The sequence below is a fragment of the Pseudomonas asplenii genome (assembly GCF_900105475.1).
Classification (GTDB): domain Bacteria; phylum Pseudomonadota; class Gammaproteobacteria; order Pseudomonadales; family Pseudomonadaceae; genus Aquipseudomonas; species Aquipseudomonas asplenii.
In genome coordinates this window covers 5,933,569-5,955,282 of sequence record NZ_LT629777.1, presented here as the reverse complement: position 1 = coordinate 5,955,282, position 21,714 = coordinate 5,933,569, and the positions used below count along the sequence as shown (strand labels likewise).

The 21,714-nt window shown below is 62.2% G+C and carries 17 protein-coding genes; 1 reads left to right on the top strand and 16 read right to left on the bottom strand.

Annotation, left to right across the window (positions count from 1 at the left end; translation table 11 throughout):
• Positions 1-45 precede the first annotated feature (45 nt).
• Positions 46-1,110 (top strand): AI-2E family transporter, encoded by a 1,065-nt coding sequence (locus BLU37_RS26410; protein WP_090210297.1) that lies wholly within the window; start codon positions 46-48, stop codon positions 1,108-1,110.
• 60 nt (positions 1,111-1,170) lie between these two features.
• Here the strand turns inward: BLU37_RS26410 and BLU37_RS26405 are convergent, their stop codons facing one another.
• The 16 genes from BLU37_RS26405 to BLU37_RS26330 form a co-directional block, all read right to left on the bottom strand.
• The gene (locus tag BLU37_RS26405) at positions 1,171-3,294 is read right to left on the bottom strand and encodes a TonB-dependent receptor family protein (RefSeq protein WP_090210294.1); all 2,124 of its coding nucleotides are present in this window, start codon (positions 3,292-3,294) and stop codon (positions 1,171-1,173) included.
• 138 nt (positions 3,295-3,432) lie between these two features.
• Positions 3,433-4,896, bottom strand: coding sequence for an NADH-quinone oxidoreductase subunit NuoN (gene nuoN / locus BLU37_RS26400; RefSeq protein ID WP_081354445.1), 1,464 nt, complete (start codon positions 4,894-4,896; stop codon positions 3,433-3,435).
• A gap of 7 nt (positions 4,897-4,903) precedes the next feature.
• Entirely contained in the window at positions 4,904-6,436 is a 1,533-nt protein-coding gene (gene nuoM, locus BLU37_RS26395) for an NADH-quinone oxidoreductase subunit M (protein ID WP_010444589.1), read from the bottom strand.
• A 40-nt stretch (positions 6,437-6,476) separates the two neighbouring features.
• Positions 6,477-8,330, bottom strand: a complete 1,854-nt coding sequence (gene nuoL, locus BLU37_RS26390) for an NADH-quinone oxidoreductase subunit L (RefSeq protein WP_090210291.1) — start codon at positions 8,328-8,330, stop codon at positions 6,477-6,479.
• Entirely contained in the window at positions 8,327-8,635 is a 309-nt protein-coding gene (gene nuoK, locus BLU37_RS26385; RefSeq protein WP_010444593.1) for an NADH-quinone oxidoreductase subunit NuoK, read from the bottom strand. The genes nuoL and nuoK overlap by 4 nt, the downstream gene beginning before the upstream one ends.
• 4 nt (positions 8,636-8,639) lie before the next feature.
• The gene (gene nuoJ / locus BLU37_RS26380; RefSeq protein WP_010444594.1) at positions 8,640-9,140 is read right to left on the bottom strand and encodes an NADH-quinone oxidoreductase subunit J; all 501 of its coding nucleotides are present in this window, start codon (positions 9,138-9,140) and stop codon (positions 8,640-8,642) included.
• Positions 9,141-9,149: 9 nt separating this feature from the next.
• Positions 9,150-9,698, bottom strand: coding sequence for an NADH-quinone oxidoreductase subunit NuoI (gene nuoI / locus BLU37_RS26375; protein WP_010444596.1), 549 nt, complete (start codon positions 9,696-9,698; stop codon positions 9,150-9,152).
• Positions 9,699-9,709: 11 nt separating this feature from the next.
• Positions 9,710-10,717, bottom strand: coding sequence for an NADH-quinone oxidoreductase subunit NuoH (nuoH, locus tag BLU37_RS26370; RefSeq protein ID WP_010444598.1), 1,008 nt, complete (start codon positions 10,715-10,717; stop codon positions 9,710-9,712).
• Positions 10,714-13,428 carry an NADH-quinone oxidoreductase subunit NuoG gene (nuoG, locus tag BLU37_RS26365; protein ID WP_090210289.1) on the bottom strand — a complete coding sequence of 905 codons (2,715 nt, stop codon included), beginning with the start codon at positions 13,426-13,428 and terminating at the stop codon, positions 10,714-10,716. The genes nuoH and nuoG overlap by 4 nt, the downstream gene beginning before the upstream one ends.
• Before the next feature lie 127 nt (positions 13,429-13,555).
• On the bottom strand, positions 13,556-14,911 hold the full coding sequence (gene nuoF / locus BLU37_RS26360) for an NADH-quinone oxidoreductase subunit NuoF (RefSeq protein WP_090210287.1): 1,356 nt from the start codon (positions 14,909-14,911) through the stop codon (positions 13,556-13,558).
• Complete coding sequence (nuoE, locus tag BLU37_RS26355; RefSeq protein WP_090210285.1) at positions 14,908-15,405, bottom strand: NADH-quinone oxidoreductase subunit NuoE; 498 nt, start codon at positions 15,403-15,405, stop codon at positions 14,908-14,910. The genes nuoF and nuoE overlap by 4 nt, the downstream gene beginning before the upstream one ends.
• 2 nt (positions 15,406-15,407) lie before the next feature.
• Positions 15,408-17,189 (bottom strand): NADH-quinone oxidoreductase subunit C/D, encoded by a 1,782-nt coding sequence (gene nuoC, locus BLU37_RS26350; RefSeq protein ID WP_010444606.1) that lies wholly within the window; start codon positions 17,187-17,189, stop codon positions 15,408-15,410.
• Positions 17,190-17,262: 73 nt separating this feature from the next.
• Positions 17,263-17,937 carry a NuoB/complex I 20 kDa subunit family protein gene (locus BLU37_RS26345; protein ID WP_010444608.1) on the bottom strand — a complete coding sequence of 225 codons (675 nt, stop codon included), beginning with the start codon at positions 17,935-17,937 and terminating at the stop codon, positions 17,263-17,265.
• A 10-nt stretch (positions 17,938-17,947) separates the two neighbouring features.
• The gene (locus BLU37_RS26340) at positions 17,948-18,361 is read right to left on the bottom strand and encodes an NADH-quinone oxidoreductase subunit A (protein ID WP_010444610.1); all 414 of its coding nucleotides are present in this window, start codon (positions 18,359-18,361) and stop codon (positions 17,948-17,950) included.
• Positions 18,362-19,009: 648 nt separating this feature from the next.
• Positions 19,010-20,335 (bottom strand): isocitrate lyase, encoded by a 1,326-nt coding sequence (gene aceA / locus BLU37_RS26335; RefSeq protein WP_090211013.1) that lies wholly within the window; start codon positions 20,333-20,335, stop codon positions 19,010-19,012.
• A 516-nt stretch (positions 20,336-20,851) separates the two neighbouring features.
• Entirely contained in the window at positions 20,852-21,613 is a 762-nt protein-coding gene (locus BLU37_RS26330; protein ID WP_090210284.1) for a secretin N-terminal domain-containing protein, read from the bottom strand.
• Between the last annotated feature and the right edge of the window lie 101 nt (positions 21,614-21,714).

Here is a 21,714-nt window from a genome sequence, read left to right as displayed (position 1 = left end):
GCTGAGGGAGCATCTGCCCCTGCGTTTTCCCGACATGGACCGGACATGAGCGAAGCTTCCCTGCACAACAAATGCCTGCTGGCCCTGCTGGTGCTGGTGACCATTGCCTTCCTGTGGATCCTCCAGCCGTTCTATGGTGCGGTGTTCTGGGCGGTCATCCTCGGCATCGTCTTCGCGCCCCTGCAGCGCCGCCTGCTGTTACGCCTGAAGACTCGGCGCAACCTGGCGTCGCTGTGCACCCTGGGCGCCTGCCTGCTGATTGCCGTGCTACCGGTGATCGTCATCGGCGTCCTGCTGGTGCAGGAAGGCACGGCGTTGTACAGGAGCATCGAAGGCGGCCGCCTGGATATTGCCGGCCACGTGGCGCAGTTCAAGCACCTGCTGCCTGGCTCTTTTCAGCGGTTGCTCGATCGCTTCGGCCTGGGTGACCTCGATGGCCTGCAGGCCAAGGTGGTCGAGGGAGTGACCCAGGGCAGCCAGTTCCTGGCCAGTCAGGCGGTCAGCGTCGGGCAGGGCACCTTCGAGTTCGTGGTGAGTTTTTTCATCATGCTTTACCTGCTGTTTTTCTTCCTGCGCGATGGCCCGGACCTGGTACGAAAAATCCGCACGGCGGTGCCCCTGGCCGAACAGCAGAAGCGTCGGCTGCAACTGAAGTTCAACCGCGTGGTGCGCGCCACGGTGAAGGGCAACCTGGTCGTGGCCGTGACCCAGGGTGGCCTCGGCGGGTTGATCTTCTGGTTGCTTGACATCCCCAGTGCATTGCTCTGGGCGGTGGTCATGGCGTTTCTCTCGCTGCTGCCGGCGGTGGGGGCGGGGATTGTCTGGGCGCCGGTGGCACTGTACTTCCTGCTGAACGGCGCGATCTGGCAAGGGGTGGTGCTGGCGCTGTTCGGCGTGTTCGTGATCGGGCTGGTGGACAACCTGCTGCGGCCGATTCTGGTGGGCAAGGACACGCGTATGCCCGATTACCTGATCCTGATCAGCACCCTGGGCGGGCTGTCGGTATTCGGGCTGAACGGTTTTGTCATCGGGCCGTTGATCGCCGCGCTGTTCCTCTCCAGCTGGGATATCTTCACCGAGAACAAGAAACGCGTGAGATTGCCCTCCTGAGCGCGCACTGCCTCCTGTAGGCGCCGGGCTTGCCCGCGAAGGGCCCTCACTCCGCACACATCACCTGAAACTGTAGGAAACCCCGGCGTACACCCCCATCCCTTCGCCTGGCACCGAACGCGCGGCATCGGCACCCTTGTCGTCGTAGCCAGGCACCACCAGCGCGGCGTAGTGCTGGTTGGTCAGGTTGCGCAGGTCCAGCCAGGTCTGCCAGTCCTGCTTGGGCGAGGCGTAGCCCAGGGTGGCGCCGAACAAGGCATAGGACGACGCATAACGGGAGTTGGCGTAGTCCACGGCCATGCGTGAGGCCACCTGAGTATTCAGGCCGACATAGACGCCGGTGGGGTGGTCGTAGCGGATCTCTGCCTGATAGTAATGCTGTGGGATTCCGGGCAGGCGATTGTCACCGAAAGCCTGGTCATCGTGGTAATGGAAATCGCTGAAGGTGTAGGCCTGGCGCAGGCTGACCTTGCCCAGGGTCGGTCGCTCCCACAGCAGGCTGTCGAGGCCGGCTTCGATACCCTGGTGTACGGTGGGGCTGGCATTCACTTCACCGGTGATCTGGTTCTGGCTCTGCGTGGCGGCCTGCATCTCCACGGTCAGCAATTCGTGACGTACCGCCGAGTAGTACCAGGCAAGGTCCCACTTGCCGAGCCACGACTCGCCGCGACTGCCCAGCTCAAGGGTGGTGGCGGTCTGGTTATGCAGTTTGATCGGTGTGCTTTGCAGGCCGGTAGAAGCACCATTGCCTGGACCGAAACGGGTCCCCGAACTCCAGATCAACGACCACGGATGTGGCGGCTCGACCGAGCGGCTGATATTGCCGTAAACCTGCAACTGTGGACTGAACTCATAGCGCAGGCCCACGCGCGGCGCGTAGTCCCAGTCCTGCTGGCTGACCTTGCCGCCGCTGGCCGGGTAAGTCACCTCGCTTTCACGACGGGTATGGATCATCGCCAGGCCGGTAGTCAGCCAGAGATCAGGCATCAGCTCCAGATCATTGCTGACGTGCAGCACATTGTCCGAGCCCTGGTAGGTGAAATCTCGAGTCTTGGTTCCGACCGGATAGCCGACGGTTGTCGGTGTAGGCGTACGTACATATTCCGAGGCGCCACTGTTGGGCAGGTGCTGGGTGCTGCGCCAACCCAGGGTGGTCTTGCTCTCCAGGCCGAACAGCGTATCGCGGCGGAGATAGTTCAGAGTACCGCTGACATCGGTGTAGGCCACCTTGAGGCGGTTGGGGCCTTCGCGCAGGTCCATCGGATAGTCGTGATAGACCAGCCCCACCTCAAGCTTCGAGTCGTCGTCCAGGTACATCGTGGTCTTGCTGCCCAACCAGGTGCTGCCCGGTTGTGGACGGCTCGCGTCGCGACTGAGATAGGCCGCGTTGGCCGAGCGCGGATGGTGCTTGATCTGGTCCTGGGTCACCCGCCCGGCCAGTTCGTTGTCGGTCTCGCGATAGCGCAGGTAGAGACGCGTCTCCAGTTCCGGGCTGAAGCGATAGCCGACATTCGCCGCGATGCCCTTGCTGCTGCCTTGAGTGTGGTCCTGATAGCCGTCGTAGTCCGAGTCGGTCAGCGACACGTAGTAATCCAGGTCGCCCAGCACCTGGCCGGAACTGATCTGGCGCTTGCGGTAGCCGTAGCTGCCGGTCTCATAGCGTACCTGCAAGGGCGCGGCATCCCGCCCGGTATGGGTGATGTAGTCGATGGCGCCCCCCAGGGCCAGCGAGCCGCGGTCGAAACCGTTGGCGCCGCGCAGCACTTCGGCACGGCTCAGCCACAGCGGTTCGAACAGTTCGTAGGGCGTGCCGCCGGGACCGGTCAGGGGCAGGCCGTCGAACATCGTGTAGACACCCGAGCCGTGGGCGCCAGGTGCGCGGTTGATGCCGGAGCCGCGAATCGACACCTTGGTGCCGTCATTGCCGGCCGACTGGGCATAGACTCCCGGCTGGTAGGCGAGCACATCCTGGTTGCTGGCGACACGACCATTCTCCACCTGGGTCAGATCGATCAGGTTGCTGGCACCGGGAACTTCATTCAAGCGCTCGCGGGCGTCCTCGATCTCGCTGACTTCTTCACCGCGCACTTGCATTTCACCCAACTCCAAGTCGGCAGCGGTGGTTTGCAAGGGGGTGGCGCACAACAGGGCGAGGGGAAGCAGCGAGGGGAGGGCGGTACGCATCGACAGGGGCTCGGCGGAACAGGGCGGGCCAGCCTATAGAAGTCGAGAATGGTTCACAACGGATTCGAGGGGCGCTGAAAACAAAACACCCCGCCAGAGTTGCCTCGGGCGGGGTGTCGGGTACGGCTGGCCGTTTGCTTAGCTGGCCAGTACCGCGTGTTGCACCAGCTCCAGCAGCGGTTGTGGGTACACGCCGAGGAAGAAGGCCAGGATCGCGATTGCCAGCAGCATCACGCCGCCCGCACGTTGTTCCCAGTGCAGTTGGGCATCGTGACGACGCAGGTTCGGCTCCATCAGGTACAGGGTGACCATCACGCGCAGGTAGTAGAAGACGCCGATGGCACTACCGATCACCAGGGAACCGATCAGCCACCAGTGCTGAGACTCGACACCGGTCGCGATGATGTAGAACTTGCCGATGAAGCCGGCGGTCAGCGGGATACCGGCCAGGGACAGCATCATCACGGTCAGCACGGCGGTCAGGTACGGACGACGCCAGAACAGGCCGCGGTATTCGTACAGGGCATCCATGTCGCGGCCGTTGTATGGCGAGGACATCAGAGTGATCACACCGAAGGCGCCGAGGCTGGTGACCACGTAGGTGACCAGGTACACGCCCATGGCTTCCAGCGCCAGGCCCTTGCTCGCCACCAGGGCAATCAGCAGGTAACCGAAGTGGGCGATGGACGAGTAACCGAGCAGACGCTTGAGGTTGCTCTGGGTCAGCGCCAGCAGGTTACCAACCAGGATCGATGCCACGGCGATGACCGCCAGGACGTTGCTCAGTACACCACTGCTGGCGACCGGCGAGATCTGGAACAGGCGAATCATCACGGCAAACACCGCCACCTTGCTGGCGGTGGCCAGGAAGGCCGCTACCGGTGCCGGAGCCCCTTCGTAGACGTCCGGGGTCCAGAGGTGGAAGGGTACCAGCGACAGCTTGAACCCCAGGCCGACCAGCATCATGCCCAGGCCCAACTGGGCGATCGGGCTTGGCAGGCCGGTGGCCGCCAATGCGTGGCCGATCCCGCTGAAGCTCAGGGTACCGGCTTCGGCGTACAGCAGGGCCATGCCGAACAACAGGAACGCGGAACCGGCGGCCGACAACACCATGTACTTGATGCCGGCTTCCAGCGAACGCTTGTTGAAGAAGGCATAGGCCACCAGACCGTAGACCGGTACCGACAGCAGCTCCAGGCCGATGAACAGGCTGGCCAGGTGTTGCGCGCTGACCAGTACCAGGCCGCCGGCGGCGGCCATCAGGATCAGCAGGTACAGTTCTTCACGGTTGCCCGGGTAGCCGCTGCCGCCTTCGCCGAGGTAGGCGTGGGCGAGGGTGACGCAGGCCAGGGTCGCGACCAGGATCAGCGCCATGTACAGGCAGGCGAAATCGTCGATCTGGATCAGCGGGGTGACCGCCAGCGGAGCGACTTTCAGCACCGGGAAGATCGACAGCAACGCCAGGTTGAGGCCGGCACAGGACAGCAGGAAAGTCTGTGAGTGGTTACGGCGCCAGGCGATCGCCAGCATCACCACGATAATGGTGAGGCTGGTGATCAACAGCGGCGCCAGCGCGATAAAGTGTTGAATCGTGAATTCCATAGCGCTCTTACCGGGCCGAAGCGAGTTGAGTGAAGGCGGTGCCGAGCCACTGCTGCACGCCATGCATGGTGGCGGCAGAGGTGTCGAGGAATGGTTGCGGGTACACGCCGAGGTAGATCAGCAGTGCCGCAAGGCCGAGCACCATGGTCAGTTCGCGACCGTCCATGCCGTGCAGCACTTCATCGGACTTGGCCGGGCCGAAGTAGGCACGGTGGATCATGATCAGCGAGTAGACCGAGCCGAACACCAGGCCGGAAGTGGCAATGGCGGTAATCCACGGTGCGCTGACGAAGGTGCCGATCAGGATCAGGAACTCGCCGACGAAGTTGCCGGTCCCCGGCAGCCCTAGGGAGGCGGCGGCAAAGAACAGGCTGATGGCCGGCAGGTAGGCGATCTTCGACCACAGGCCACCCATTTCACGCATGTCGCGGGTGTGGGTGCGCTCGTACAACTGGCCGCTGAGGATAAACAGGGCTGCTGCCGAGACGCCGTGGGCCAGCATCTGGATCACCGCGCCTTGCAGGGCCTGCTGGCTGCCGGAGTAGATACCGATCAGCACGAAGCCCATGTGCGAAACGCTGGAGAAGGCGATCAGGCGCTTGATGTCGGTCTGTGCGAAGGCCAGGAAGGCACCGTAGAAAATCCCGATCAGACCCAGGGTCATGGCGATCGGCGCGAACTCGGCCGAGGCATTCGGGAACAGTGGCAGGGCGAAACGCAGCAGGCCGTAGGCAGCGGTCTTCAGCAGGATACCGGCGAGGTCGACGGAACCGGCGGTAGGCGCCTGGGCGTGGGCATCCGGCAGCCAGGAGTGGAACGGCACCACCGGCAGCTTCACCGCGAAGGCGATGAAGAAGCCGAGCATCAGCAGGTACTCGACGCCGTGCGACATCTTGGTCTTCAGCAGGTCGGCGTAGTTGAAGGTGATCACGCCGGTGTTGTTGAAGTTCACCAGTACCAGGCCGAGGATCGCCACCAGCATGATCAGGCCGGAAGCCTGGGTGAAGATGAAGAACTTGGTCGCCGCGTAGATCCGGGTCTTCTTGCCATCGGAGGAGCTGTGACCCCAGAGCGCGATGAGGAAATACATCGGCACCAGCATCATTTCCCAGAAGAAGAAGAACATGAACAGGTCGAGGGCGAGGAACACGCCGACGACACCGCCCAGGATCCACATCAGGTTCAGGTGGAAGAAGCCCACGTGGCGCTGGATCTCTTTCCACGAGCAGAGTACCGAGAGGATACCCAGCAGGCCGGTCAGCAGGATCATCAGCAGCGACAGGCCGTCGAGGGCCAGGTGCACGTTGATGCCGAAGCGCTGGATCCAGACGTGCTTGAACTCGATGGCCCAGGTCGGATCGGCGCCAGGCGCCGGTGCCAGGTGGTAGTCCCCGTGCGCCCACAGCCAGAGGCCGAGGGCGAGTTCGAGGGTCATGGTCAGCAGCGCAATCCAGCGGGGGAGGGTGGCGCTGGTACGCTCACCCAGCCAGCACAGCAGGCCGCCGATGAAGGGGATCAGGATTAGCCAAGGCAGAATCATGACGGGCTCAATTCCTTTCGCAATGTCGCAAGGTTCATAGTCAGACCGCTACCAGTACAATGGCGCCGAGCACCACGACTGCACCAGCGGCGATCGACGCGGCATACCAACGCAGTTGACCGGTCTCGCTGCGGCTCAGGGCGGTGTGACCGCCTTTGGCCATACGCGGGATCAGGCCGATGGTCTGGTCGAGCGGGTCTTTGCGCAGCACATGGCTGATCGCCAGGTAAGGCTTGACGAACAGTTTGTCGTAGATCCAGTCGAAGCCCCAGGCGGCGAACCACCAGGCCGAAAGGATACGTCCGATGCCGCTGTTGGCGACGGCTGTCACGAAGCGACGCTTGCCGAGGAACAGCATGGCGGCCAGCAGGATACCGGCCAGGGCGATGGCGCCCGAGGCGATTTCCAGGCTGTGCTTGGCTTCGCCGCCGGCATGCCCGGCACTTTCCGGCAGCACGCCGGCCAGTGGTGGATGAATCCAGGCACCGACGAAGGTCGACAGCACGATCAGCACGCCCAGCGGCAGCCAGTGGGAAATCCCGTGGCCGGCATGGGCTTCGGTCTTGGCTTCGCCGTGGAAGGCGATGAAGATCAGGCGGAAGGTGTACAGCGAGGTCATGAACGCACCGACCAGACCGGCGTACAGCAGGCCATGGTTACCGCTGGCGAACGCTTCCCAGAGGATCTCGTCCTTGGAGTAGAAACCGGCGGTGACGATCGGCAGGGCGGACAGGGCGGCACCACCGACGATGAAGCTGGTATAGGCCAACGGCAGTTTCTTCCACAGGCCACCCATCTTGAAGATGTTCTGCTCGTGGTGGCAGGCAACGATCACCGCACCGGACGCGAGGAACAGCAGGGCCTTGAAGAAGGCGTGGGTCATCAGGTGGAAGATCGCGCCTTCCCAGGCGCCAACGCCCAGGGCCAGGAACATGTAGCCGATCTGGCTCATGGTCGAGTAGGCGAGAATCCGCTTGATGTCGGTCTGCACGAGTGCGGCGAAGCCTGCGAGAACCAGGGTCACGCCACCGACGATACCGACCAGATGCAGGATATCCGGCGCCAGGGCGAAAAGGCCGTGGGTACGGGCGATCAGGTAGACACCGGCGGTCACCATGGTCGCGGCGTGGATCAGTGCCGAAACCGGGGTAGGACCGGCCATCGCGTCAGCCAACCAGGTCTGCAGCGGCAGCTGGGCCGATTTACCGACCGCACCGCCCAACAGCAGCAGGGTGGCCAGCACGATCCAGAAGTCACCGACCTTGAAGTGCTCAGGTGCCTTGACCAGCAGTTCCTGGATGTTCAGCGTGCCCAACTGTTGGAACAGGATGAACAGGCCGATGGCCATGAACACGTCGCCGATCCGGGTGACGATGAAGGCCTTGAGTGCTGCGTTACCGTTGTTGCGGTTGCTGTAGTAGAAACCGATCAACAGGTAGGAGCACAGGCCCACGCCTTCCCAACCGAAGTACAGGAACAGCAGGTTATCGCCGAGCACCAGGAACAGCATGCTGGCGATGAACAGGTTGGTGTAGGCGAAGAAACGCGAGTAGCCGTCTTCACCGCGCATGTACCAGGACGCGAACAGGTGGATCAGGAAACCCACCCCGACCACCACGCCGAGCATGGTCACCGACAGACCGTCGATGTACAGGGCGAAGTTGGGGGCAAAGCCGTCCACCGACATCCACTGCCACAACACCAGGGTGTAGTGACCGCCTTCCGGCGGCGCGACGTTGAACTGCCAGATCACGTAGGCGGCGACGATCGCCGACAGGCCGATGGAGCCGACGCCGATCAGGGCCGAGAGGTTTTCCGAGAAGCGTCCACGGGAGAACGACAGCAGCAGGAAACCGATCAGGGGAAATACGAAAGTCAGAAAGATCATGTTCATCCGCGCATCTCACTGGCAGCGTCGATATCGAGCGTGTGGAAGCGGCGATACAGTTGCAGCAGGATCGCCAGGCCGATACTGGCCTCGGCGGCTGCGAGGCTGATCACCAGGATGAACATGATCTGTCCATCCGGCTGCGCCCAGCGAGCGCCCGCGACGACGAACGCCAGAGCGGCGGCGTTCATCATCACTTCCAGGCTCATCAGCACGAAGAGAATGTTGCGGCGGACCATCAGGCCGACCAGGCCGAGGCAGAACAGGATGCCGGCGACGGCCAGACCATGCTCAAGAGGGATAGCAGGCATCGTATTACTCCTTCGCCTCGTTGCGGCCCAGGTGGAAAGCCGTGATGGCTGCAGCGAGCAGCAGCATCGAGGCCAGTTCGACAACCAGCAGGTACGGACCGAACAGGCTGATGCCCACGGCCTTGGCACCCACGGTGGTTTGACCGATGCCCACACCGCTGCTGTGGCTGAACAGCACGTAGAGCAGTTCGGCCAGCAGCAGGGCGGCGAGAATCACCGGCCCGATCCAGATGCCGGGCTTGAGCCAGTCGCGCTCCTGGCGCACCGAAGCCGGTCCCAGGTTGAGCATCATCACCACGAAGACGAACAGCACCATGATGGCACCAGCGTAGGCGATCACTTCCAGGGCCCCGGCGAACGGTGCGCCGAGGCTGAAGAAGGTCATCGCCACGGCGATCAGCGAAATGATCAGGTAGAGCAGGGCGTGCACGGGGTTGGTGTTGGTGATCACGCGAAGCGTGGACACAACCGCGATACCCGATGCGAAATAGAAAGCGAATTCCATCGTTCTTCCTTAAGGCAGCAAGCTCTTCACGTTGATCGGCTCGGCTTCGTTCTGGGCAGCGCCTTTCGGCTTCCCGGCGACGGCCATACCGGCAACACGATAGAAGTTGTAGTCAGGGTTCTTGCCGGGGCCGGAGATCAGCAGATCTTCTTTCTCGTACACCAGGTCCTGACGTTTGAACTCGGCCATTTCGAAATCCGGTGTCAGCTGGATCGCGGTGGTCGGGCAGGCTTCCTCGCAGAGACCGCAGAAAATGCAGCGCGAGAAGTTGATGCGGAAGAACTCCGGGTACCAACGACCGTCGTCGGTTTCGGCCTTCTGCAGCGAGATGCACCCGACCGGGCAGGCCACGGCACACAGGTTGCACGCCACGCAGCGCTCTTCGCCATCGGGATCGCGGGTCAGGACGATACGGCCGCGGTAGCGCGGCGGCAGGTAGACCTGCTCCTCCGGATATTGCAGGGTGTCACGCTTGCGAAAGCCATGGCCGAAAACCATCACCAGGCTTCGCAACTGGGTACCGGTACCCTTAACGATGTCGCCAATATATTTGAACATGGGTCAAATCCTCACTGAACCGCGCCGGCAGGCGTGTTCAACAACACGACCGCAGCGGTCACCAGCATATTGATCAGGGTCAGTGGCAGGCAGAACTTCCAGCTGAAGTCCATCACCTGGTCATACCGTGGGCGCGGAATAGAAGCGCGCAACAGGATGAACAGCATGATGAAGAACGCGGTCTTCAGAGCGAACCAGACGAACGACAGTTGCGGCAGGATGCCGAACGGACCATGCCAGCCGCCGAAGAACAGGGTGACCAGCAGTGCCGAGATCAGGATGATGCCGATGTATTCGCCAACGAAGAACATGCCCCATTTCATGCCCGCATATTCAATGTGGTAACCGTCGGCCAGCTCTTGTTCCGCTTCCGGCTGGTCGAAGGGGTGACGGTGAGTCACGGCCACGCCAGCGATGAAGAAGGTCAGGAAACCGAAGATCTGCGGGATGATGAACCACAGGTGTTGAGCCTGATAGTCGACGATGTCGCGCATGTTGAACGAGCCGACCTGGATCACGATGCCCATCAGCGACAGGCCCATGAACACTTCGTACGACACGGTCTGAGCCGATGCCCGCAGGCTGCCGAGCAGAGCGTACTTGTTGCTGCTCGACCAGCCGGCGAACAGCACCGCGTACACCGACAGACCAGCCATGGCGAAGAAGAACAGCAGGCCGATGTTCAGGTCCGCGACACCCCAGGTCGGGGTGATCGGGATGATCGCGAAGGCGATCAGCAGGGCGCTCATGGCCACGACCGGTGCCAGGGTGAAGATCACCTTGTCGGCAAACGGAGGCGTCCAGTCTTCCTTGAAGAACATCTTCAGCATGTCCGCAGCGATCTGGAACATGCCGAACGGGCCGACGCGGTTCGGACCGTAGCGGTCCTGCCACCAGCCCAGCAGACGACGTTCGACGAAGCTCAGCAGTGCGCCGCAGACCACCACGGCCAGCAGGATCACGATGGCCTTGATGACCGTGAGGATCACGTCAATCACTTCAGGTGTGAACCAGGTCATTGAGCCGCCTCCTGCAGACCGTCAACGGATTTGCCGAAAATCGCCGGCGGGATACCGGCCAGGCCAGCCGGCAGGGCCACCAGGCCAGCGCCCAGTTGTTCATTGACCCGCAGCGGCAGACGCAGGGTGGTGCCGGCCACATTGAGGCTCAGCAGGGCACCGTCGTTGACACCCAGGCGGTCCGCTTCGGACTTGGCCAGCGCCACATAGGCGGCCGGGATACGTTCCTGCACCGGGGCGGCTTTCGACGAGTTTTCCTCGCTGCCGAACAGATGATAGAACGGTACCGCCTGCCAGGTGCCACGCGATGGCGAGAACGCCGCCGGTACGCTGGCGAACCAGCCCAGATTGTCGCCACGGCTTTCGATCAGGCGCACGCCCGGGTCACCGGCACGGATATGCCCGCCGACTTCGTCCTGGAACTTGTTCCAGGCCTGTGGCGAGTTCCAGCCCGGCGACCAGGCGAACGGCACCTGCTGGCGCGGTTCGGCGGAGCCCGAATAACCTTCCATGGAGAAGGCGAACGCGGTGTCCTGGTCCTGCGGGGTCCGTGGCTCGTGCACGCTGATGTTGGCGCGCATGGCGGTACGACCGGAGTAGCGCAGCGGTTCGCGCGCCAGTTTCATGCCCTTGATGCGGAACGCGGCCGATGGCGCGGCGTCGACGATGCCGGCCAGTTGCGACGCGCTGGCGGCGCAGGCTGCGGTGACGTGGTCCAGTTGGGTCCAGTCGACCGGCTTGTTCAGCAGGGTCGCGCGCAGGGCATGCAGCCAGCGCCAGCCTTCGTGAACCAGGATGCTGGCGTCCATGTATTGCGGGTCGAAGACCTGGAAGAAGCGCTGGGCGCGGCCTTCCTGGCTGACCAGGGTACCGTCGCCTTCGGCGAAGCTCGCCGCCGGCAGCACCAGGTGGGCGCGGTCGGTGGTGGCGGTCTTCTGGTGGTCGGCAACGATCACCACCTTGGCAGCCTTGAGGGCGGCGTCGACCTTGGCGGCATCGGTACGGGTGAACAGATCGTTTTCCAGTACGACGATGGCGTCGGCACGGCCAGCGATCACCGCGTCCAGCGCGGCATCGACGGACTCGCCACCGAACATGGCCAGGCCGAGGCTGTTGGCCTCAGGCACGACCAGGCTGATGGAACCGTCCTTCTCGCGCAGCTTGAGGGCCTTGGCGATGTTCGCCGCGGCCTCGATCAGCGCCTTGGAACCCAGCGAGGTGCCGGCGATGATCAGTGGACGCTTGGCCGCGAGCAGGGCATCGGCGATGCGCTGGGCCAGTTCGCGGGCTTCGCTGTCCAGGCCTTCGACCGCTGGCGCGCTGGCGTCCAGGGCGTGGGCCACGGCGAAACCGATACGGGCCAGGTCATCCGGAGCGGCGTGCACGCATTCTTCGGCAACGTCGTCGAGCTTGGTTTCGGCGAGACTGGCGATGAACAGCGGGTTCAGTGCGTTCTGGCCGATGTTTTTCACTGCGGCGTTGAGCCATGGCTGTACGCGCATTGCGTCGGCCATTTCCTCGGCCTTGCCCTTGACCGACTGGCGCAGGGCCAGGGCCAGGCGGGCGGCGGTCTGGGTCAGGTCTTCACCGAGGACGAACACGGCGTCGTGGTCTTCGATGTCGCGCAGGTTCGGCACGGGCAGCGGGCTGTCCTTGAGAACTTGCAGTACCAGGCGGATACGCTCCAGCTCGGTGGCTTCGATCCCGGAGTAGAAGTGCTCGGCACCGACCAGTTCCTGCAACGCGTAGTTGCTTTCCAGGCTGGCGCGGGGCGAACCGATACCGACGATGTTGCGACCGCGCAGCAGGTCGGCGGCCTTGTCCAGGGCGCTGTCCAGGCTCAGCTTGGTGCCGTCGGCCAGCAGCGGCTGGCGTGGACGGTCGGCGCGGTTGACGTAGCCGTAGCCGAAACGGCCACGGTCGCACAGGAAGTACTGGTTCACCGAACCGTTGAAACGGTTTTCGATACGACGCAGTTCGCCGTAGCGTTCACCTGGGCTGATGTTGCAACCGCTGGAGCAGCCATGGCAGATGCTCGGGGCGAACTGCATGTCCCATTTGCGGTTGTAGCGCTCGGAGTGGGTCTTGTCGGTGAACACGCCGGTCGGGCAGACCTCGGTGAGGTTGCCGGAGAACTCGCTTTCGAGCACGCCGTCTTCAACGCGACCGAAGTACACGTTGTCGTGGGCACCGAATACGCCCAGGTCGGTACCGCCGGCGTAGTCCTTGTAGAAACGCACACAGCGATAGCAGGCGATGCAGCGGTTCATCTCGTGGGAAATGAACGGGCCGAGGTCCTGGTTCTGGTGGGTACGCTTGGTGAAACGATAACGGCGCTCGTTGTGGCCGGTCATCACCGTCATGTCTTGCAGGTGGCAGTGACCGCCTTCCTCACAGACCGGGCAGTCGTGTGGGTGGTTGGTCATCAGCCATTCGACGACGCTGGCGCGGAACGCCTTGGATTCGTCATCGTCGATGGAGATCCAGGTGTTGTCGGTGGCGGGCGTCATGCAGGACATGACGATACGACCGCGGGTGTCGTTCTCGTCGTTGTACTGCTTGACCGCGCACTGGCGACAGGCACCGACGCTGCCAAGAGCGGGGTGCCAGCAGAAATAAGGAATGTCGAGGCCTAGCGACAGACATGCCTGTAACAGGTTGTCTGCACCGTTGACTTCGAGCGCCTTGCCGTCTACGTGGATAGTGGCCATGGTTCAAAGTTCTTCGTTGGCCCGCGTCTGCGGGCGTGGCTAATGGAATCCTGTTCTCGCCTGGCGCATCAACGTGCGGCTGCAGACGAGGAAGAGGGCGGCACGGACCGCCCCCCTTCGATACGTGTTATGCGCCGACTACGATCGGCCGTGCCAAAGGCGGGACGGCAGCACCTGCGGGGGCGATGCCGGCCTCGAACTCCGGACGGAAATATTTGATTGCGCTGCCCAATGGCTCCACGGCGCCCGGTGCGTGAGCACAGAAGGTCTTGCCCGGGCCTAGGAAACCGACCAGACCCAGCAGGGTCTCGATATCGCCGGCCTGGCCTTCGCCTTTCTCGAGGGCGCGCAGCAGCTTGACGCTCCACGGCAACCCGTCGCGGCAAGGGGTGCAGAAACCGCACGACTCACGGGCGAAGAACTCTTCCATGTTGCGCAGCAGCGAAACCATGTTGATGCTGTCGTCGACCGCCATGGCCAGGCCGGTACCCATCCGGGTGCCGACCTTGGCGATGCCGCCGGCGTACATCTGCGCATCCAGGTGCTCGGGCAGCAGGAAACCGGTACCGGCGCCGCCAGGCTGCCAGCACTTGAGCTTGAAGCCGTCGCGCATGCCACCGGCGTAGTCTTCGAACAGTTCGCGTGCGGTCACGCCGAACGGCAGTTCCCACAGGCCAGGGTTCTTCACCTTGCCGGAGAAGCCCATCAGCTTGGTGCCGTGGTCTTCACTGCCTTCGCGGGCGAGGGACTTGTACCAGTCGACACCGTTGCCGATGATCGCCGGCACGTTGCACAGCGTCTCGACGTTGTTCACGCAAGTCGGCTTGCCCCACACGCCAACGGCGGCAGGGAAGGGCGGCTTGGAGCGCGGGTTGGCGCGGCGGCCTTCGAGGGAGTTGATCAGCGCGGTTTCTTCGCCGCAGATGTAGCGCCCGGCACCGGTGTGGACGAACAGCTCGAAGTCGAAGCCGCTGCCGAGGATGTTCTTGCCCAACAGGCCGGCGGCCTTGGCTTCTTCCACGGCACGGTTGAGGTGCTTGGCGGCAGTCACGTACTCACCGCGCAGGAAGATGTAGCCCCGGTAGGTTTTCAGCGCACGGGCGCTGATCAGCATGCCTTCGATCAGTTGATGGGGCAGTTGCTCCATCAGCATGCGGTCTTTCCAGGTGTTGGGCTCCATTTCATCCGCGTTGCACAGCAGGTAGCGGATGTTCATGGATTCGTCTTTGGGCATCAGGCCCCACTTGACCCCGGTGGGGAAGCCCGCACCGCCACGACCCTTGAGGCCGGAATCCTTCACGGTCTGGACGATATCGTCGGCAGCCATGTCGGCGAAGGCCTTGCGGGCGGCGGCATAGCCGTTCTTCGCCTGGTACTCGTCGAGCCACACGGGCTCGGCGTCGTCACGTAGACGCCAGGTCAGCGGGTGGGTTTCTGCCGTGCGCGCGATGCGGTTGGCAGGGCCGAAGGAAGTCAGGGTCATACGTAGCCCTCCAGCAGTTTGTCGACGCCGGCGGCGGTCACATCGCCGAAGGTGTCGTCGTCGATCATCAGGGCCGGGGCCTTGTCGCAGTTGCCCAGGCAGCACACTGGCAGCAGGGTGAAGCGGCCGTCGGCGGTGGTCTGACCCAGGCCGATGCCCAGCTTGCTCTGGATTTCGCTGACCATCGACTCGTGGCCACCGATGTAGCAGACCATGCTGTCGCAGACGCGAATGATGTGGCGACCGACCGGCTGGCGGAAGATCTGGCTGTAGAAGGTGGCCACGCCTTCGACGTCGCTGGCCGGTATGCCGAGGATCTCGCCGATGGCGTAGAGCGCGCCATCAGGCACCCAGCCACGTTCCTTCTGAACGATCTTCAGGGCTTCGATGGACGCCGCGCGCGGGTCCTCGTAGTGGTGCAACTCGTGCTCGATGGCCGAGCGCTCGGTTTCGCTGAGAACGAAACGGTCTGTCTGGATGAGCGTGCTGTTCATGCTTAGCGGTCCACGTCGGCCATAACGAAGTCGATACTACCCAGGTACGCGATCAAGTCCGCGACCATGCTGCCGCGGATCACCGAAGGGATCTGCTGCAGGTGCGGGTAGCTTGGGGTACGAATCCGGGTGCGGTAGCTCATGGTGCCGCCATCGCTCGTCAGGTAATAACTGTTGATGCCCTTGGTCGCTTCGATCATCTGGAAGGATTCGTTGGCCGGCATGACCGGGCCCCACGAAACTTGCAGGAAGTGCGTGATCAGGGTTTCGATGTGCTGCAGCGTGCGCTCTTTGGGCGGCGGCGTGGTCAGCGGGTGATCCGCCTTGTACGGGCCTTCCGGCATGTTGCGCAGGCACTGGTCGATGATCCTGATGCTCTGGCGCATCTCTTCGACGCGGACCATGCAGCGGTCGTAGGCATCGCCATTGGCGGCCAGCGGTACTTCGAACTCGAAGTTCTCGTAGCCGGAGTACGGACGCGCCTTGCGCAGGTCGAAGTCGCAACCGGTGGAGCGCAGGCCGGCACCGGTGACGCCCCATTCCAGGGCTTCCTTGGTGTTGTAGGCGGCGACGCCGATGGTCCGACCCTTGAGGATACTGTTCTGCAGGGCAGCCTTGGTGTATTCGTCCAGGCGCTTGGGCAGCCAGTCGACGAATTCCTTGACCAGCTTGTCCCAGCCCCGTGGCAGGTCGTGGGCGACACCACCGATGCGGTACCAGGCCGGATGCAGGCGGAAACCGGTGATGGCTTCGATCACCTTGTAGGCGCGCTGGCGGTCGGTGAAGGTGAAGAACACCGGAGTCATGGCGCCGACGTCCTGGATGTAGGTACCCAGGAACAGCAGGTGGCTGGTGATCCGGAAGAACTCCGCCATCATGATGCGGATGGTGTCGACCCGATCCGGCACCTTGATGCCGGCCAGTTTTTCCACCGAGAGCACGTACGGCAGGTTGTTCATCACCCCGCCGAGGTAGTCGATACGGTCGGTGTAGGGGATGAAGCTGTGCCAGGACTGACGCTCGGCCATCTTCTCGGCACCACGGTGGTGGTAGCCGATGTCCGGAACGCAGTCGACGATCTCTTCACCGTCCAGTTGCAGGACGATACGGAACGCACCGTGGGCCGAAGGGTGGTTCGGGCCGAGGTTGAGGAACATGTAGTCCTCGTTGGCACCGGAGCGTTTCATGCCCCAGTCTTCCGGATTGAAGCGCGCGGCTTCTTCTTCCAGTTGCTGCTTGGCCAGGGTCAGGCTGTAGGGATCGAACTCGGTGGCGCGGGCAGGGTAGTCCTTGCGCAGCGGGTGACCTTCCCAGGTCGGCGGCATCATGATGCGCGACAGGTGCGGGTGGCCTTTGAAGTCGATGCCGAACATGTCCCAGACTTCGCGCTCGTTCCAGTTGGCGTTCGGCCAGATGCTGGTGACGCTTGGCAAGCTGAGGTCGCTTTCGGACAAGGCGACCTTGATCATCACGTCACTATTACGCTCGATCGAGAGCAGGTGATAGAAGACGCTGAAATCGGCCGCCGGCAGGCCCTGACGCTTGGTGCGCAGACGCTCGTCCACGCCGTGCAGGTCATAGAGCATGACGTACGGCTTGGGCAGGTTGCGCAGGAAGCTCAGGACTTCGACGAGTTGGGCGCGGCTCACCCACAGTACCGGCATGCCGGTACGGGTGGCCTGGGCGGTGAACGCCTCGGCGCCAAAACGGTTGTTCAGTTCGACGACCACATCCTGGTCGTCAGCCTTGTAGGGCGGGATGTACAGAGCACTGCCTGTAGTCATGGTTTTTTATCGCTTTCGGTCAACGTAAAGAATGAAGCCAGGTACACGTTTCTTTGGAAGAAGCAGAACTGGATCAGACTTCGTCGGGGCTGCGCAGGTTGGTGACCTGGATACGCTGTTCGCGGCGCTGTTCCTTTTGCGACGGCATCTCGGCACGGTAAATGCCTTGATCACCGACGACCCAGGAAAGTGGGCGACGCTCCTGGCCAATCGACTCTTGCAAGAGCATCAAGCCCTGCAGGAAAGCCTCGGGGCGGGGCGGGCAGCCTGGCACGTAGACGTCCACGGGCAGGAACTTGTCCACCCCCTGAACGACGGAGTAGATGTCGTACATGCCACCGGAGTTGGCGCACGAACCCATGGAAATCACCCACTTCGGTTCGAGCATCTGCTCGTACAGGCGCTGGATGATCGGCGCCATCTTGACGAAGCAGGTGCCGGCAATAACCATGAAGTCGGCCTGGCGCGGTGACGCCCGGATAACTTCAGCGCCGAAGCGTGCGATGTCGTGAGGTGCGGTGAAGGCGGTGGTCATCTCCACGTAGCAGCAGGACAGACCAAAGTTGTACGGCCACAGGGAGTTCTTGCGCCCCCAGTTGACCGCGCCACTCAGCACGTCTTCCAGCTTGCCCATGAAAATGTTCTTGTGGACTTGATCCTCTAACGGATCGGCAACGGTTTCCCGTTGGCCAATCGGATATTGCTCGTTAGGAGCGTCCGGGTCGATTCTGGTGAGATTGTATTGCATTGCCAAAGCCTCATTGTTTCAGCTTCGCTTGCCTCTTCTGACGAGCTTGCGGAGCCCAATCAAGCGCTCCCACTCGGTAAAGGTAGACAAGACCTGCCAACAGAATTGCTATGAAAACGAGAGCTTCGACGAATCCGGTCCAGCCGCTTTCGCGGACGGACACAGACCAGGCAAAGAGAAAGAGGGCTTCGATATCGAAGATCACGAACAGCATCGCGACCAGATAGAATTTGGCGGAGAGCCGCAGACGGGCGCTGCCGGTGGGCAGCATGCCGGATTCGAACGGTTCGTTCTTGCTGCGTCCCCAGGCTTTTGACCCAAGAAGGCTGGAAAGACCGAGCATGAAGGCACACAGGCCGACGACGCCGAGCAGGAAAATGGCAAAGCCCCAGTTGTGGGCCATGAGTCCGGTCGCTTCGGTCATGCGGGTAATCCTTAACAGAGAGCAAGGTTCTCTGAGCTTGAAAAAAGTAACAAGGCAGTGACGATATGTCGCAGAGCCATCAATCTGGTGATTTTATGGGTAAACACCAGGCAAGTAAATTTTCTATAGCGAAATTATTTAATGGAATAAGGACATAAGGACCTCTGGAGGGCCCGCAGGCCATGTACTGCGGGCATTAGCCGGGTTTCTGTTAATTATGTTTTATCCGGGCTGTAACGAATAAAGCTTTTTCTAAATGATAATCAATATTGTTTGTCTTTGGCTGTAACAGCTCTCGTCAGGGTGGCTGTTCTAGTTGCGATACAGGGAGGTTAGTTGAAAGTTGCAGGAAGGGGAGACGTTTTAACGGATTTGTCGTGAGCGGACGCTGCGCTGGGTCAATGTTTGGGCGTTGTGTCGGTCATTCCGGCCCCTTCGCGGGCAAGCCCTGCTCCTGCAGGATTTGTGTCGTGCATCAATCCCGCAGGCGACCCCGTCCCTGTAGGAGCCGGGCTTGCCCGCGAAGGGGCTCGCCAGTCCTGCACCGCCATCCAGGCAAAAAAATGCCCCGAACCAGTCGGGGCATCAGTGTGTCAGGCATTCCAGTTAGGTCTTACACGGTCTGGAATGGCCGCTTGCTCGGGTGACTCAGTGGAACTGCTCTTCTTCGGTCGAACCGGTCAGTGCGGTCACCGAGGAGGCGCCGCCCTGGATCACGGTGGTCATGTCGTCGAAGTAGCCGGTGCCCACTTCCTGCTGGTGCGCAACGAAGGTGTAGCCCTTGGCGGCGTCGGCGAACTCCTGCTCCTGCAGCTTCACGTAGGCAGTCATGTCGTTGCGGGCGTAGTCGTGCGCCAGGTTGAACATGCTGTGCCACATGTTGTGAATGCCGGCCAGGGTGATGAACTGGTGCTTGTAGCCCATCGCCGACAGCTCGCGCTGGAACTTGGCGATAGTCGCGTCGTCCAGGTTTTTCTTCCAGTTGAAGGAAGGCGAGCAGTTGTAGGACAGCAGTTGGTCCGGGTATTCCTTCTTGATCGCTTCGGCAAAGCGGCGCGCTTCGTCCAGGTCCGGCTTGGCGGTTTCGCACCAGATCAGGTCGGCATATGGCGCGTAGGCCAGGCCACGGGCGATAGCCTGGTCGAGGCCGGCGCGAACCTTGTAGAAGCCTTCCGGGGTACGGGTACCGGTGACGAACGGCTGGTCGTACGGGTCGCAGTCAGAGGTCAACAGGTCGGCAGCGTTGGCGTCGGTACGGGCCAGGATGATGGTCGGTACACCGGCGACGTCGGCGGCCAGGCGGGCAGCGACCAGCTTCTGGACGGCTTCCTGGGTGGGAACCAGTACCTTGCCGCCCATGTGGCCGCATTTTTTCACCGAGGCCAGCTGGTCTTCGAAGTGCACGCCGGCAGCGCCCGCTTCGATCATGTTCTTCATCAGTTCGTAGGCGTTCAAGACGCCGCCAAAACCGGCTTCGGCATCGGCCACGATGGGTGCGAAATAGTCGATGTAGCCGTCATCGCCCGGGTTCTTGCCGGCTTTCCACTGGATCTGGTCGGCACGACGGAACGAGTTGTTGATGCGCTTGACCACGGTCGGCACGGAGTCGACCGGGTACAGCGACTGGTCGGGGTACATGGACTCTGCGGAGTTGTTGTCCGCAGCCACTTGCCAGCCCGACAGGTAGATCGCCTGGATACCGGCCTTGACCTGTTGCACGGCCTGACCGCCCGTCAGAGCGCCCATGCAGTTGACGAAATCTTTATCCGGACGGAAGGACGGCTTGGCACCTTGGGTGACCAGCTTCCAGAGCTTCTCGGCACCCAGGCGGGCCAGGGTGTGCTCAGGCTGGACCGAGCCACGCAGACGAACCACGTCAGCGGCGGTGTAGGTGCGAGTCACGCCTTTCCAGCGCGGGTTCTCAGCCCAGTCTTTTTCAAGGGCTGCAATTTGCTGTTCGCGTGTCAGTGCCATGGACATAAACCTCGTCGCGTCTTTATCAAAAGTCGATCTTGGGTGGAAAGTTCCGTGCTCCACTGCATGCCGGGGCCTGGAGGGGCTTGGGCAGAGGCTGCTCGCTGACCAGAAGCTCAGGTATGCGAGTCGGGTCTGACGGGAAATGCGACGGGTGAACGATGGGCTCGACGGAGGAAGTGAGCTAGGCGAGGGCGATCCTTGGGCTCAGCGGGGCGTCGTGGGCCTCATGCTGGCGTCGGGGTGTTGCCGTTCTACCTGATTACGCTTCCGTCCCTCGGGACAACTTCGTTCCAGTCGCAATCTCGTCAAACACGCCTTGTGGGCGGTACAGACACGAATCGGCTCAGGTGGGTGAGTTAGAGCGGCGATCCGAAGGCCCTTGCCAGGGCCCCTGATTAGCGGGAGCGAGGCCATCATGCCTTCGGTTCTTGAGCGCGTCAAACGTTTTGTAGTGCTTTTTTAAAGGCACTACATCTTTGGTCTAATACGACTGACCAGTCAATTTTTGGTGGTTCAGTCCAGGCTGTCGACTTTCACCCGCAACGTCATGTCATTGCGGCTGGAGGTAGAGTAGCTGCGGGTTAGCGCCTGACGGTCGGCTTGGCTCTGACCATTGACACCGGCCAGGGTGATCCATTCGCCGAGGGGGCCGCTGACGGTTGTGTCGGTACTTTGTACGTTCACTACATCCTGACGCTCCTGGCTCATCCGGTCACGATTGGTACTGATGGCCAGGTGAACGATGTTGCCGGTGACGCTGGCAGTGACGTAGAAACCCTGGGTGACGTTACGATATTGCGTTTGGGTTTGCGGGCGGCCGTAGGCATCGAACTGGCCGGTGCTGCTGGTCAGCGGCACGCTTTGGCCGACCTGGATCAGCGCCGGCGTGCCTTCGCTGGCCTGCACTTGCTGGATGCCGCCATCACGGCTGTCGGTGCTGCGGCTGATAATGCGGGTCTGGCCCTGGCCGTTGATCGAATAGCCCTGGGCGCCCTGGTCGTTGTTTTCGCTGGTGTCGACGCTGATCAGCAGGCGCCGGGCCGGTTTGTCCAATTGCCCGATGAATTCCCGCAGTTCGCCGATCTTGCGCGGTTCGGCATTGACGATCAGCTGGTTCTGGTAGGCGCTGACCTTGCCGTCCTGGCCAAGAAAGTTCTGTGCAACCGGCAGCAGGTCGTTGCTGGTGCGGTAGTTCAGGGGAATGATCTCGGTGGCCGCCTGGGCACTGAAGGCGCAGGTCAGCAGCAGGCCGGCAAAGAGGGTGCGTAGGGACATGTCCGTTATCTCCGCGTATGACTGGGCAATGCACTTGAGTGTGATGCATTGAGTTTGACAGTTTCTCGGCGGCGGGGGAGGCAAATTGAATGGCAGACAGC